Source organism: Anaerotignum sp. (assembly GCF_017483025.1).
Lineage (GTDB): Bacteria > Bacillota > Clostridia > Lachnospirales > Anaerotignaceae > Anaerotignum_A.
This window is the reverse complement of sequence record NZ_JAFUMA010000007.1, coordinates 17,972-30,281: the sequence shown is the minus strand read 5'-3', so window position 1 is coordinate 30,281 and position 12,310 is coordinate 17,972. Positions and strand designations below refer to the sequence as shown.

Annotated in this window: 16 protein-coding genes; 7 read left to right on the top strand and 9 right to left on the bottom strand. The window is 46.3% G+C overall.

From position 1 onward, the window contains the following. Positions 1–408 precede the first annotated feature (408 nt). On the top strand, positions 409–1,158 hold the full coding sequence (locus IJ369_RS00375) for a tyrosine-type recombinase/integrase (RefSeq protein ID WP_290714641.1): 750 nt from the start codon (positions 409–411) through the stop codon (positions 1,156–1,158). Between the two features lie 87 nt (positions 1,159–1,245). Continuing rightward, complete coding sequence (locus IJ369_RS10935; protein ID WP_290714638.1) at positions 1,246–1,485, top strand: tyrosine-type recombinase/integrase; 240 nt, start codon at positions 1,246–1,248, stop codon at positions 1,483–1,485. A gap of 57 nt (positions 1,486–1,542) precedes the next feature. On the opposite strand, the gene IJ369_RS00365 is transcribed toward IJ369_RS10935, so the two are convergent. The 7 genes from IJ369_RS00365 to IJ369_RS00335 form a co-directional block, all read right to left on the bottom strand. Continuing rightward, positions 1,543–3,198 carry a ribonuclease J gene (locus IJ369_RS00365; RefSeq protein ID WP_290714644.1) on the bottom strand — a complete coding sequence of 552 codons (1,656 nt, stop codon included), beginning with the start codon at positions 3,196–3,198 and terminating at the stop codon, positions 1,543–1,545. Positions 3,199–3,757: 559 nt separating this feature from the next. Continuing rightward, positions 3,758–4,060 (bottom strand): DUF1292 domain-containing protein, encoded by a 303-nt coding sequence (locus IJ369_RS00360; protein ID WP_290714635.1) that lies wholly within the window; start codon positions 4,058–4,060, stop codon positions 3,758–3,760. Positions 4,061–4,092: 32 nt separating this feature from the next. Continuing rightward, positions 4,093–4,518 carry a Holliday junction resolvase RuvX gene (gene ruvX, locus IJ369_RS00355; RefSeq protein WP_290714632.1) on the bottom strand — a complete coding sequence of 142 codons (426 nt, stop codon included), beginning with the start codon at positions 4,516–4,518 and terminating at the stop codon, positions 4,093–4,095. A 19-nt stretch (positions 4,519–4,537) separates the two neighbouring features. Beyond that, positions 4,538–4,798 carry an IreB family regulatory phosphoprotein gene (locus IJ369_RS00350; RefSeq protein WP_290714629.1) on the bottom strand — a complete coding sequence of 87 codons (261 nt, stop codon included), beginning with the start codon at positions 4,796–4,798 and terminating at the stop codon, positions 4,538–4,540. A 166-nt stretch (positions 4,799–4,964) separates the two neighbouring features. Beyond that, positions 4,965–6,263: a tRNA (N(6)-L-threonylcarbamoyladenosine(37)-C(2))-methylthiotransferase MtaB gene (mtaB, locus tag IJ369_RS00345; RefSeq protein WP_290714626.1), complete on the bottom strand. Its 1,299-nt coding sequence runs from the start codon at positions 6,261–6,263 to the stop codon at positions 4,965–4,967. 22 nt (positions 6,264–6,285) lie between these two features. Continuing rightward, positions 6,286–7,077: an HAD family hydrolase gene (locus IJ369_RS00340; protein ID WP_290714622.1), complete on the bottom strand. Its 792-nt coding sequence runs from the start codon at positions 7,075–7,077 to the stop codon at positions 6,286–6,288. Positions 7,078–7,092: 15 nt separating this feature from the next. Continuing rightward, positions 7,093–7,719 (bottom strand): hypothetical protein, encoded by a 627-nt coding sequence (locus IJ369_RS00335; RefSeq protein WP_290714619.1) that lies wholly within the window; start codon positions 7,717–7,719, stop codon positions 7,093–7,095. Positions 7,720–7,808: 89 nt separating this feature from the next. Here IJ369_RS00335 and IJ369_RS00330 point away from each other — a divergent pair, with 89 nt between their 5' ends. Then, positions 7,809–8,222: an acyl-CoA thioesterase gene (locus tag IJ369_RS00330; protein ID WP_290714616.1), complete on the top strand. Its 414-nt coding sequence runs from the start codon at positions 7,809–7,811 to the stop codon at positions 8,220–8,222. 29 nt (positions 8,223–8,251) lie between these two features. Here IJ369_RS00330 and IJ369_RS00325 read toward each other — a convergent pair whose 3' ends face one another. Both IJ369_RS00325 and IJ369_RS00320 read right to left on the bottom strand, forming a co-directional pair. Beyond that, on the bottom strand, positions 8,252–8,707 hold the full coding sequence (locus IJ369_RS00325) for a hypothetical protein (RefSeq protein WP_290714613.1): 456 nt from the start codon (positions 8,705–8,707) through the stop codon (positions 8,252–8,254). A gap of 147 nt (positions 8,708–8,854) precedes the next feature. After that, positions 8,855–9,571 carry a 5'-methylthioadenosine/adenosylhomocysteine nucleosidase gene (locus tag IJ369_RS00320; protein ID WP_290714610.1) on the bottom strand — a complete coding sequence of 239 codons (717 nt, stop codon included), beginning with the start codon at positions 9,569–9,571 and terminating at the stop codon, positions 8,855–8,857. Between the two features lie 201 nt (positions 9,572–9,772). Between IJ369_RS00320 and IJ369_RS00315 the strand changes: the two genes are divergently transcribed. The 4 genes from IJ369_RS00315 (at position 9,773) to IJ369_RS00300 (ending at position 12,295) form a co-directional block, all read left to right on the top strand. Beyond that, positions 9,773–10,477 carry a gamma-glutamyl-gamma-aminobutyrate hydrolase family protein gene (locus tag IJ369_RS00315; RefSeq protein ID WP_290714607.1) on the top strand — a complete coding sequence of 235 codons (705 nt, stop codon included), beginning with the start codon at positions 9,773–9,775 and terminating at the stop codon, positions 10,475–10,477. Positions 10,478–10,483: 6 nt separating this feature from the next. After that, entirely contained in the window at positions 10,484–11,368 is an 885-nt protein-coding gene (locus IJ369_RS00310) for a mechanosensitive ion channel family protein (protein ID WP_290714604.1), read from the top strand. A gap of 3 nt (positions 11,369–11,371) precedes the next feature. After that, positions 11,372–11,560 carry a DUF951 domain-containing protein gene (locus IJ369_RS00305; RefSeq protein ID WP_290714601.1) on the top strand — a complete coding sequence of 63 codons (189 nt, stop codon included), beginning with the start codon at positions 11,372–11,374 and terminating at the stop codon, positions 11,558–11,560. Between the two features lie 210 nt (positions 11,561–11,770). Beyond that, complete coding sequence (locus IJ369_RS00300; protein ID WP_290714598.1) at positions 11,771–12,295, top strand: hypothetical protein; 525 nt, start codon at positions 11,771–11,773, stop codon at positions 12,293–12,295. Positions 12,296–12,310 lie beyond the last annotated feature (15 nt).

Below are 12,310 nucleotides of genomic sequence, written 5' to 3'. Positions count from 1 at the left end.
TTAGCGTACGCTTGCTTCGGCGAACAGAAACACACGAAACAAACTTAACATGAAAGAAGAAATAAATTTGTCGGCAAATACTACAACATGAAAAAGTATACCGACCTGCAAGAAACCCACACACAGCAAAATTGTAATGGTGTAAACCTAAAAGGAAAACAAAACTCCTATACTGGAGTTAACAGTAAAGAAGGGTGTTTTCACCTTCCTTTCATTTTAGATTTTCTTGCATATCTAGTTTACCATACATCAAATATTATGGCAACCATAACCAGATAAAAAAGCCCACCCCTGCGCCAACAGGAATGGACTTTAAATAGGGTACTCTGATAGAATACCAATCACAAATCTATTATATCAGACCTACCCTTAATTTTCTATACCCAAAATAAAGGAGGTCTTATTTTTATGCCCGTTTATAAGAACGAAGAACGTAACACATGGTATGCCAGCTTCTACTATACCGACTGGACAGGGCAAAGGAAACGCAAAAAGAAGGAAGGTTTCACCCGTAAGAAGGATGCTCAGGAGTACGAAAGAGACTTCCTGCAGCGTGTTTCCGGCTCCTGCGAAATGTCCTTCGGCAACATGGCAAAGCTTTATCTGGAGGACTGCAAAACCCGTCAAAAGCCTACCAGCTACAACACCAAAGCAAACTCCATTAAAAATCTGATCCTGCCCTACTTCCAAGACCAGCCTATCAATCAGATCACTGTGGGCCATATCCGCCAATGGCAGAACACCCTATTGGATATGGACAAATACAGCCGCAACTACCTCCACACCGTCAACGGCTATCTGTCAGCCATTTTCAACCACGCTGTGAAGTTTTACGGCTTACCCAAGAATCCCTCTAAGGAGTGCGGTAAAATCAAGGAGAAACGCCCTCAGATGGCTTTCTGGACGCTTGAGCAATTCAACACCTTCATGGAAACGATACCAGATAAATACCCAGCACGCACCATGTTTATGCTGCTGTTCTGGACTGGTATCCGCTCCGGGGAACTGCTGGCTCTTACGTTGGATGATTTCGATTTTGAAAAGCATACCATCAGAATCAATAAGAATTATGCCCGGCTCCACAAGGAAGATTTGATACTGGAACCCAAAACAGAACGCAGTAACAGACTGGTTTCCATTCCTACTTTCATCGAATAAGAAGTAAAGGCATACACAGCCGAATTATACGAATACAAGCCATCAGAGCGGCTTTTTACCGTAACCAAGCATTACCTCATCCCTTACATGGAACAGGCTGCAGCAAAGGCAGACTTGCCCAGAATAAGGCTGCACGATCTCCGACACTCTCATGCTTCGATGCTCATTCAGATGGGTGTATCCCCTCTGCTAATCCAAGAACGCCTTGGACATGAAAACATAGAAACCACCCTCAACACATACAGCCACCTTTACCCTAACCAGCAGGGAGAATTGGCGGCCAAATTACAGGAAATTTCCGCAGATAGTACGCTTTTGGTACGCTGAACATAAAAATAACCCCGAAAGATGTTGATTTCTCAATATCCTCGGGGTTTTGTACTATTATACTTCCATGATAATCGGCAAGATCATGGGGCTTCTCTTTGTTTTCTGCCAGATATAATTTTTCAGTGTATCCTTGATGACACCTTTGATATAGTTCCAGCTTGTAATATTCTTTTCTTCGCATTTCAGGAGCGCTTCCAGCACGCACGCGCGGGCTTCGTCCATCAGATTTTCCGCCTCGCGAACATACACAAAACCTCTGGAAATGATATCGGGGCCGGAAACGATGGTGCCCATTTCTCTGTCCATGGAAACTACCACTACCATCAGACCATCCTGAGACAGGTGTTTTCTGTCACGCAGAACGATATTGCCAACGTCGCCAACACCCAGACCATCTACCATGATCTGTCCAACGGGTACATTGCCTGTTACCTTGGCTTCGTTTTTATTTACTTCCAGAACTTCGCCCAGCTTCATCACAAAGATATCATTCTTATCCATGCCCATGGAAACTGCCAGATCTCTGTGACAGGAAAGATGCATGAATTCACCATGGACAGGCATGAAGAATTTAGGCTTTGTCAGGGCCAGCATCAGTTTCAGTTCTTCCTGACGGGCATGGCCGGAAACGTGGATATCCTCGATATCGCCATAAACCACTTTTGCGCCTTTTTTCAGCAGTTCATTTACCACGCGGAATACGTTCTTTTCGTTACCGGGGATGGCAGATGCGCTGATGATGATTTTATCATCGGGCTTTACATTCACCTGCTTATGCTCGCCGGAAGCGATTCTGGACAGGGCAGACATGGTCTCGCCCTGGCTGCCTGTGGTTATGATGACCAGCTGATCGTCTCTGTAATTCTTTGTTTCACTGATATCGATCAATGTTCTGGGGGGTACCCAGAGGTAATCCAGTTCAGATGCAGTCTTTACCGCATTGACCATGCTTCGGCCAATGATGGCAACCTTTCTGCCATACATATAGGCAGCATTGATGACCTGCTGGATACGGTGGATATTGGAGGAGAAGGTAGCGACCATGATGCGGTTCTTGGGTGTCTCCTCGAAAATCCTTTCAAACACCTTGCCTACGTTCTTTTCGGACATGGTGAAGCCTTTTCTTTCCGCATTGGTACTGTCGCTCATCAAGAGCAGTACGCCTTCCTTGCCCAGCTCTGCAAAGCGCTGCAGGTCGATGATCTCACCATCAATAGGGGTATAGTCCACCTTGAAGTCGCCTGTGTGTACCACAACACCAACGGGTGTATGGATGGCCAGCGCCACCGCGTCTGCGATGGAATGGTTGGTGTGGATGAATTCCACTACCATCTGCCCCAGTTTCACCTTTTCACCGGGAACAACTGTGTGTCTTGTGGTGGAATCCAGCATCTTATGCTCTCTCAGCTTGTTTTCCAACAGGCCCAATGTCAGCAGTGTGCCAAATACGGGCACATTCAGCTGTTTCAGGATATAAGGCAGGGCGCCGATATGGTCTTCGTGACCATGAGTCAGCACAATACCTCTGATTTTGTCGATGTTTTTTGTCAAATATGTTACGTCAGGGATGACCAGGTCAATGCCCAGCATATCATCCTCAGGGAAGGCAAGGCCGCAGTCGATGATGATGATATCATCGCCATATTCCAGCACTGTCATGTTCTTGCCGATCTCTTCCAGACCACCCAGCGCGATGACTTTCAGGTTCATTTTAGGCTTCGCCTTGGCTTTACTTCTGGTGCGGAGCTTTGCCGCTGTTTTTGCTGCAGGTTTTGTGGCTGTCTTGGCTGCTGTTTTCGCTGCCGTTTTCACAGCTTCTGCCTTTGTGGCTGTTTTGGATTTTGTTTCCGCCTTCGCCTTTGTATTTCTCGCTTTGGAGTTCTTTGCGTTCGTCTCCTTTGCGGGTTTCTTCTCTGCCAAAAAACACACCTCCTTTTCTTTTTCTCTCTTTGATTTTCGTCTTTATAGTATGGCGTAAAAAAGTTCTCTTTAAACCGCAAAAATTTCTTCTTTTTCCGAAAGAAAGCAATGCAAAAAAAGCAGTCGATGCTCACTCACCGAAAAAACATTTCCGCCCCGTTTTTTCTGGTATCATGAGTGCTGCTGTTTTTCTTCTCAGTACTTTATTCTGTTTTGCCGTTTCTTTTTCCGCTCCCTGGGCATTTTCTTTGAAAATGCTCCAATATATGAAAAGGGAATAAGGCATATCTCGAAAGACAAAAGCCTCAGGAAATATGCCGCCCTAGTCCATTCAAATTTGATTTGGAACTTAGTCCAATTCTACTGTGTAATCTTCGCCCTTCTGTGCGAACAGGTCTGCCATGCGGTCGAATTCTGCGTCGTCTTCCACCAGTTCGTATGTTACGTCGTCTGTGTTGATGGAAACTTCTTTCAGGATGATGGCGTCTGTTTCATCATCATCCATCAGCTCTGTTTCTACGACCAGCAGATATCTTTCGCCGCCGCATGCCACGTTATCGATAATGGAAAATTCGATTTCTTCGCCGTTTTCATCTGTCATAGTTACGACTTCAAATTCCATTTCGTTTACTTCATCATAAATATCAGCCATTGTCTAATATCTCCTTTAATATCGAAATTTGATTATTTTGCTTTACTGTCTAAATAGCCCTGCAAAATATGCACGGCCGCCATCTTATCGATGACGCTTTTTCTCTTATCGTGATTCAGCCCCACTTCTCTGAGAGAGCGTTCCGCCGCAATGGTACTGAATCTTTCATCCCAGAGGATGACCTCCACCTTCGGGAAGCGTTTTTTGATACGTTCGCAGAAATCGTTTGTTTTGACACATCTGTCCCCTTCGGAACCATCCAGATTCTTAGGGTAGCCCAAAACGATAACCTCTGCTTTATATTCTTCCACCAGTTCTGCCAGTCTGCGCATGGATTTTTTGAATTCCATGGGATTATCCCTGCGGATAATCTCCACGCCCTGGGCAGTCCAGCCAAAGGGGTCGCTGACTGCTACGCCGATGGTCTTATCTCCAAAATCTAAACCTAAAATACGCAATTCGGTTCCTCTTTCTCAATTACTCATTACGATCCAGATAATCTTTCACCAGTTCTTCCAGCAGCTCGTCTCTTTCCAGCTTGCGGATGAGAACTCTTGCGTTCTGGTGGCTTGTGATATAAGTAGGGTCGCCGGAAAGGATATAGCCTACGATCTGGTTGACAGGATTATAGCCTTTTTCTCTCAGCGCGCTGCTGACAGCCATCAGGATTCTTTTCGCTTCGTTTTCAGGTTCTTTTTCCAATCTGCCGAAATATTGTGTTTCATGTAAATTGCCCATGCTTCTCACTCTCCATTCTGCGGCTTTGCCGCACCCCTTAGAATACAACTTATATCTTCACAGGCAGCTGCCTGCCTTTTCCAAAAAATACTTATGTTTATGATACCTGAAACCCTACCCGATTGCAACCATATTATCCTTACATAATTATTACAATTTGGCCTGTTTATGCGTCCACTTCCCCGAAAAGTTCTTCCTTTTCTGCTTTCAAAATTTTTGTCTTGCAGATCTGATTTGTCAGGTCTTTTTCACTTCTGCCGCGTACTTTGATATAGTTAGTGGTATGGCCTTCGTAAACGCCATCTTCCACAGCTCTTTCGTACAGAACTTCCACATCTTTGCCCACGTAAGCCTGCAGGAAATCATCTGCCATTTTATCGCTCAGTTCGATAAGCTTATGGCTTCTTTCGGATTTCACCGCATTCAGCAGCTGGTCTTTTCTGGCTGCCGCAGGTGTGCCCCTCTTAGGAGAATAAGGGAATACGTGGATCTTCGCAAAACCGATTTCCTTTGCGAAATCATAGCTTGCCTGGAAATCTTCTTCTGTTTCCCCGGGGAAACCAACGATGATATCTGTCGTCAGGGCAACTTCTGGCAGATATTTCCGCAGGGTCGCCGCTGCCTGACGATATTTTTCCGTATCATATTTACGGTTCATTTCCTTCAATGTCTTATCGCAGCCGCTCTGCAGGGAAAGATGGAAATGGTCGCAGACCTTAGGCAGCTCCGCCATGGCCTGGGCAAATTCCTCTGTTACCACATTCGGCTCGATGGAACTGAAACGGATGCGTTCAATGCCCTCTACTTCGTGTACCTGTTTCAAAATTTCCAGCAGAGAAGTATCTCTTCTGTCCTTGCCGTAGCTTGCCACATGGATGCCTGTCAGAACGACTTCCTTGAAGCCGTTATCTGCCAGTCTCTTTACTTCCGCCAGAACCTCTTCGGGCTCTCTGCTGCGGATAGGGCCCCTTGCGTAGGGGATGATGCAGTAGGAGCAATACTGGCTGCAGCCATCCTGAATTTTCAGGTAGGCTCTGGTTCTGTTGGCCAGTTTCTGGATGGACAAGGGTTCGAATACCCTTTCCTTCATGATATCGGAAACGTGGTTTTCCACACCCTTGCTTGTGTCATAACTTTCTACCATCTCAACGATCTGGGCACGGTCTTTTGTACCGATGACAAGATTGACCCCTTCCACCTTCATCAGTTCCTGAGGAGCAGTCTGGGCATAGCAGCCAACGACCGCCACAATGGCATTTTCATTCTGTCTTTTTACCTTACGGATGAGCTGACGGGATTTTTTATCGCCGAAATTCGTTACCGTACAGGTGTTGATGACATATACGTCCGCCTCTTCATCGATGCCGACGATTTCATAGCCCTTTTCCTGAAACAGTTCCGCAATGGCTTCGCTTTCATATTGATTTACTTTACAGCCTAAGGCAAAACTTGCCGCTTTTTTCATATCTGAACTCTCCTTACGAGTGTTATACTCCAGTGATCTCACGGATGGCTTTCACCACGCCGCCCGCGTTATTGCTGCCCGCAATATAACGGGCTTTTTTCTTCACGCCTTCCACAGCGCCTTCCATAGCAAAGCTGTAGTGGGCTTTTTCAAACATTTCCACGTCATTATACTGATCCCCGAAGACCATAGTCTCTTCAGGGCTGATATTCCACATCTTCTGCAAGGCTTCCACCGCAGAGCCTTTATTGACACCATAGATGCCCGTATCCATACAGCCATCCCCGGAAGTCACCAGATTCACCTTTTCATCCAGCTGTGCGCGAACCTTATGGTACGCTTCCACCGTATCCATGCCATTGACTACGATCATAGAGATTTTGATGATATCGTCATCGATGTTGTACAAATCATCTGTCAGAGCCATTTTATAGTTGAATTTGGGAGATTCCAGAAATTCTTTCATTTCCTGGCTTCTGGTATAGGTCACATGCTTGGCACAGCAAATAGGCTCCATGCCCTCTACTGCAAAAGCCGCATCCAGAGAAGCCTTCACTTCCTCTTTCGTCATACACTTGGCATAAAGTTCTTTCCCATCATCCATGATGAAGGCGCCGTTTTCGGAAACGATAACGACATCTTTTACATGTTCCTTAAAATCCGTACACAGACTGGGATACTGCCTGCCGCTGGCGACCACGAATCGGGTGCCTTTTTCCTTCAATTTGGGCAGGATCTTATAAATATTTTCATCTATTTTCTTTTCATCATTTACCAGTGTCCCATCCATATCGGACACGATCAGTTTAATCATATATTTTCACCTTTATCAGTTTATTCTGAAAAACAAGGGCAATACTTTCATCGCCACTGTTACATCTTTCCCGGAAAGCCAGACCAGATGCCCTCTTAATGCTTCCCATTTTTCCTTTTTCGTCATCACCTGGGCGCAGATATCCTCCATAGCGTCCAAATGAACCATGATATCCTCCCTCTCACTGCGGGAGAGACATTCCATCATGCCCAGATCGATGCGGACTGTCGTAAAATCTGCTTCGAAATCCAATTCCTGACGGTCTTTCAGCATATAGTATTCCATCAGGCCTTCATTGCTGTAGTTATTTTCCCGGAAGCCTTTCATCCGCTCCAGCAAAACCTGCACATTTTCCCGATAGATCTTTGCCATATCGGCCGTATCTTCATAAGGCTGGATGACCCGAAGCCCCTTGGTGAAGCCGTCAATTTCTTCTGTGTAATGCTCCAAAAGCAGCTGGAATAAGCCCTCCATAGCTTCGCTGTCATAGGAGGATGCTTCCCAGACGGTTTCCACATGGGCAATATCTTCATCGATCATGGTACGAATATCTTTTTCTTCTGTCATATCATCCACCGTCCCTTCTGCATTCGGATTATCTTTTAGTATAGCATAAAAAGGACAGCCCTGGCAAGAATCCATACCTTTTCTCTTTCCTTTCAGGGAAATTTGAAAAAAGTGGCTGCCTGTGCTATCATCAATACATATATTTCCGAAAGGAGTCCTCACAAATGAAAGTATATCAGCATAAAGTACAATATTATGAAACCGATAAAATGGGCATCACCCACCATTCCAACTATATCCGCTGGATGGAGGAGGCCCGCACCGTTTTTCTGGCGGAATACGGCTGGCCCTATGACAAAATGGAAGAAGCCGGTATCTTTTCCCCCGTTACAGGAGTGGAATGTAAATATAAAGTCAGCACCACCTATGCCGATGTTGTAGATATCACCGTTCATGTGGTGGAATTCAAAGGCGTAAAGCTGAAACTGAGATACGAAATGCGAAAACAGGATGGCCAACTGGCCTGCGAAGCATATTCTGAGCATTGCTTCCTGAACGGGGAAGGCAAATTCATCCGTATGCAAAAAGAACACCCTGATCTCTATCAGTTGTTAAAAGACCTGGAAGAAAACAAATAAAAAAGAGTCCTTTCGGACTCTTTTTGTTTTTATTCTTCGTCATCCTCAATGATGACTACCATGCCGCCCAGTCTTCTGTTCAGTTCTTTTCTTGTAATCTTGATGATGTTGGGAACAACGCCGTCGGGCTGTTCTTCGATGAAGTATGCGTCTTCCTTGTCGCAGTCGTTTTCATCCAGCCAGCCGCTGAAATAAGACATGATGGAGCGCATGATCTCTACACTGTGGCCCCAGTAATCCAGATCCAGGAAAACCAGTCTTGCCTTGTCGCCGGTTTTAGAGAATTTACGGCTCTTGTAAACCATTGTAAACAGTCGTCTTTCTTCACCTTTGTATGTAAAGTAAACGGCCATTTCATTGCTTTCACCGAAACGGTTTTCATAACGGTTCACCTTTGCCTCAGGGTCGAAATATTTCAGTACGAACTGATAGATCTGTTCCAGTTCGATTTCTTTTGTGATATAGCCATGGGTCTTTGCTGTCATTGAAATCCTTCCCTTCTTTATTTCTATATTAATTTATATGATCTGCATACGATTTTCTGATTGCATTATACAGGAAGAAAATTGCCTTTACAAGGGTAATCCCTCACATGGAACAGAGAATTTCGTCACCGATTTTTAGTCAGTTTTTTACATCTTTTCCAGCATTTTTTCCACCAGATCGCTGCTGCGTTTTGCCGCCAGCACAACAAACTGTTCGTAGGACATATTCGCTTCTTCGTCCGCACTGTCAGAAATAGCACGGATGATAACGAAGGGGATGCGATTCAGCCAGCAGGCATGGGCGATGGCTGCACCTTCCATTTCCGCACAGTCGCCCTGAACTGTCTTTTTGATTTTTTCCTTACCTTCCTTTGTGCCGATAAACTGGTCGCCGCTGGCAACTCTGCCAAGGATGACCTTATAGCCTTCCTGAGATTCTGCTGCCGCTTCCTGGGCCAGTCGTACCATCATTTCGTCCGCCTTGAAATAGCTTTCCGCCAGGCGGGGGATGGTGCCAATGGGGTCGCCCAGAGCGGAAACATCCATGTCATGCTGCACTGCATCAGTAGAGATCAGGATATCCCCGATGCCCAACTCGCTGCTTACCGCACCCGCGCAGCCAGTATTGATGATATAATCTACACCAAAATGGTCGATCAGCACCTGTGTGCAAACAGCCGCATTGACCTTGCCAATGCCGCTGATGACCAGCACGATGCTGTTGCCGCAATATTTCCCAATATGAAACTGTAAGCCAATAACGCTCTTTGTCGTTACGATTTCGATTTTTTCTTTCAGAAACGCGATTTCTTCTGCCATCGCGCCAATGATGCCAATGGTTTTCATACTCGTTGTCATCTCCATTCTTTTATTTCCGGCGGACTTATCCGCCCAATTCAGCCGTTTATTTTCCGCCCAGATACAGTTCATTATAACACAATACCCATATCCCCTGCAAGTCGGCCCTTTTTCCGAAGGAATTCTTAAGTTTTTTGCGGTTTCGTTGCAAAAAAAGAGCAACTTTTGTATACTGTTAAGGAAATTGAAATCAGAGGTGTTTAAACTATGAACAAAAAACCCGTAATCGGCATTTCGCCGAACTATTCTTACGATAAGAAGGAGTATTCTCTCCATGAGGATTATGTGCTGGCCATCGAAAAAGCCGGGGGCTGCCCCATCGTGCTGCTGCCCCATCAGGATCTGCCTGAATTTCTGGATGGCCTGCTGCTGACAGGCGGCGGCGATATCGATCCGCTGCTCTTCGGGGAAGAACCCCTGCACCAGAGCGGCGAGATCAACCCCCTCCGCGATGCCTACGAAATGCGCATCTGTCAGGAAGCATTGGATAAAAACCTGCCTATGCTGGGCATCTGCCGCGGCATGCAGGTGATGAATATCGTCAAAGGCGGCGGTATCTATCAGGACATCGGCGTGCAGGCAGGCACTACCCTGAAGCATATCCAGCAGGCGCCCCGTTCCTATGGCACCCACAGCATCTTCGTGGAAGACGACACATTATTGACAGACCTTTGGGAAAACAAACGCACCATTGTCAATACCCTGCATCATCAGTCCTGCTCCACTCTGGGGGACGGCTTTAAAGCCATCGCCCGCAGTGCCGACGGCCTGATCGAAGCCATCGAGCATAAGGACTGCCTCTTTGCTGTTGGCGTGCAGTGGCACCCCGAAGCCATGAAAACAGAAGAAATGGGTCTGCTGTTCACTGCTTTCCTGAAAGCTGCAGCGACTTATAAAACGAACAGGGGGTAACTAAAAATGGACATCATTACGAATGGCAACGCAATCAGCGAAGGTCTTGGCCTTGATCTTCTTGCAAAATCTGCCGCTATGTCCGGTCTAATGACTGCCGGCATTAAAATCCTGCAGATCATCGGCACACTGTTCCTTTGCTGGGTTTTGATCAAACTTTCCAGCAGCCTTGTGAAAAAAATTCTGGATGCACAGGTGCAGAAAAAGCATCTGGCAATGTCTGAAAGAAAAGCAAGCACACTGAACACTGTCGCAGGCAGCATCCTGAAATATGTAATTTACTTTATTGGTCTGATGTCCGTGCTGAAACAATTAGGCGTATCCACAGAATCCCTGGTGGTCATCGCATCCGCAGGTTCTGTTGCCATTGGTCTGGGCGCACAGGGCATTGCAGGTGACATGATGGAAGGCTTCTTCATCCTCTTCGAAGACCATTTCGCAGTGGGTGACGTGGTGACCATTCAGGGCATCACAGGCACAGTGGAAAGCGTAACGCTCCGTTCCACAAAATTAAGAGACGCTTCCGGTGCCGTGCATATCATCCCCAACGGCTCCGTTGGTACTGTCACAAATATGTGCCGTGAATTCATCAACGCCACTGTTACCGTCGGCATTGCTTACGGCGAAAGCATCGACCGGGCCATCGCAGTTCTGGAAGATGAAATGCAGAAAACGACAGATATGGAAGACCTTCTGGAAACACCCGTTGTGGCAGGTGTCATCGGTCTGGATGATTCCGCTGTCACCATCAAGATCGTTGCAAAATGCAAAGTAAAAACCGCTGCCGGCGTGGAAGCAGAACTGCGCCGCCGCATCAAAAACCGTTTCGATAAAGAGGGCATCGAAATTCCTTTCCCTCAGCAGGTTGTACATCTGATAAAGGAGGCATAAACCATGGATTTTTCTGTCGGCGATATCGTGCAGATGAAAAAAACGCATCCCTGTGGCTCTGCCCAGTGGGAAATTTTGAGAACAGGCATTGATTTCCGCATCAAATGCTGTGGCTGCGGGCACATGGTCATGCTGCCCAGAGTGAAATTTGAAAAAAATGTGAAGAAAATCATTCCAAAAGAAGAAAAATAAGACCTTGAGGCTTTGCCCCAAGACCCCACACGCTTTTTGAAAAAAGCGTGCCAAAAACTTTTATATAAAAAGCACCTATACAGGTGCTTTTTTAATTTCATATAATTCAAAGATATTTCTAATTTTTTCCTAAAGATAATTTAAAACGGCGAGCATATACTCCCTTTCAGAAAGTAAAAAATCGTTTTGAAAAAAGGAGAGAATTTGACTATGAAAAAGAAAAAATACCTTGCCCTATTGTGTGCGGCAGTTCTGGCGTGCGGGGCTTTCTTCTGCGGCTGCGCATCCGCTACAACAGAAACCGAAGCAGACACAGCCCAGACAACGGAAACCGAAGCACCCAAGCCCATGATTATGGGTGAGATCACTGCCATCGATGGAACTACCGTAACCCTGCAGCTGCGCGGCGGCAGAGGCGGCATAGGAGAAAAGGGTGAAGCACCCGAAAAGCCTACCGATGACGAAAAGCCCGAGCTGAAAGAAGATAAAGAGAGACCCGAAGGCGAAAACCCCGTTGACGGCAAACGCCCTGAAAGTATGCCCGAAGCAGAAACCATCACCGTTGATCTGTCCGCTTTCGATACAGTCAATGCAGAAGAACTGGCAGTAGGCGATATGCTGTCTGTAGAGATGGATGCCGATGGTAACGTAACCGCCGTTGCAACAGTCGATCTGTCTCAGATGCCCGAAAGACCCGAAGGCAAACCCGAAAATACCCCCGCAGAAGAAAACTAAAAAAGAGCCTTTCGG

Excerpts from the sequence above, each read along its gene's own strand:
- IJ369_RS00350 (WP_290714629.1), bottom strand. The coding sequence starts at position 4,798 with ATGGGCAATTTACATGAAACACAATATTTCGGCAGATTGGAAAAAGAA.
- IJ369_RS10935 (WP_290714638.1), top strand. The coding sequence starts at position 1,246 with ATGGAACAGGCTGCAGCAAAGGCAGACTTGCCCAGAATAAGGCTGCAC.
- IJ369_RS00305 (WP_290714601.1), top strand. The coding sequence starts at position 11,372 with ATGGATTTTTCTGTCGGCGATATCGTGCAGATGAAAAAAACGCATCCC.
- IJ369_RS00300 (WP_290714598.1), top strand. The coding sequence starts at position 11,771 with ATGAAAAAGAAAAAATACCTTGCCCTATTGTGTGCGGCAGTTCTGGCG.
- IJ369_RS00310 (WP_290714604.1), top strand. The coding sequence starts at position 10,484 with ATGGACATCATTACGAATGGCAACGCAATCAGCGAAGGTCTTGGCCTT.
- IJ369_RS00320 (WP_290714610.1), bottom strand. The coding sequence starts at position 9,571 with ATGGAGATGACAACGAGTATGAAAACCATTGGCATCATTGGCGCGATG.
- IJ369_RS00340 (WP_290714622.1), bottom strand. The coding sequence starts at position 7,077 with ATGATTAAACTGATCGTGTCCGATATGGATGGGACACTGGTAAATGAT.
- IJ369_RS00330 (WP_290714616.1), top strand. The coding sequence starts at position 7,809 with ATGAAAGTATATCAGCATAAAGTACAATATTATGAAACCGATAAAATG.
- mtaB (WP_290714626.1), bottom strand. The coding sequence starts at position 6,263 with ATGAAAAAAGCGGCAAGTTTTGCCTTAGGCTGTAAAGTAAATCAATAT.
- IJ369_RS00315 (WP_290714607.1), top strand. The coding sequence starts at position 9,773 with ATGAACAAAAAACCCGTAATCGGCATTTCGCCGAACTATTCTTACGAT.
- IJ369_RS00335 (WP_290714619.1), bottom strand. The coding sequence starts at position 7,719 with ATGGATTCTTGCCAGGGCTGTCCTTTTTATGCTATACTAAAAGATAAT.
- IJ369_RS00325 (WP_290714613.1), bottom strand. The coding sequence starts at position 8,707 with ATGACAGCAAAGACCCATGGCTATATCACAAAAGAAATCGAACTGGAA.
- IJ369_RS00360 (WP_290714635.1), bottom strand. The coding sequence starts at position 4,060 with ATGGCTGATATTTATGATGAAGTAAACGAAATGGAATTTGAAGTCGTA.
- IJ369_RS00375 (WP_290714641.1), top strand. The coding sequence starts at position 409 with ATGCCCGTTTATAAGAACGAAGAACGTAACACATGGTATGCCAGCTTC.
- IJ369_RS00365 (WP_290714644.1), bottom strand. The coding sequence starts at position 3,198 with ATGAACCTGAAAGTCATCGCGCTGGGTGGTCTGGAAGAGATCGGCAAG.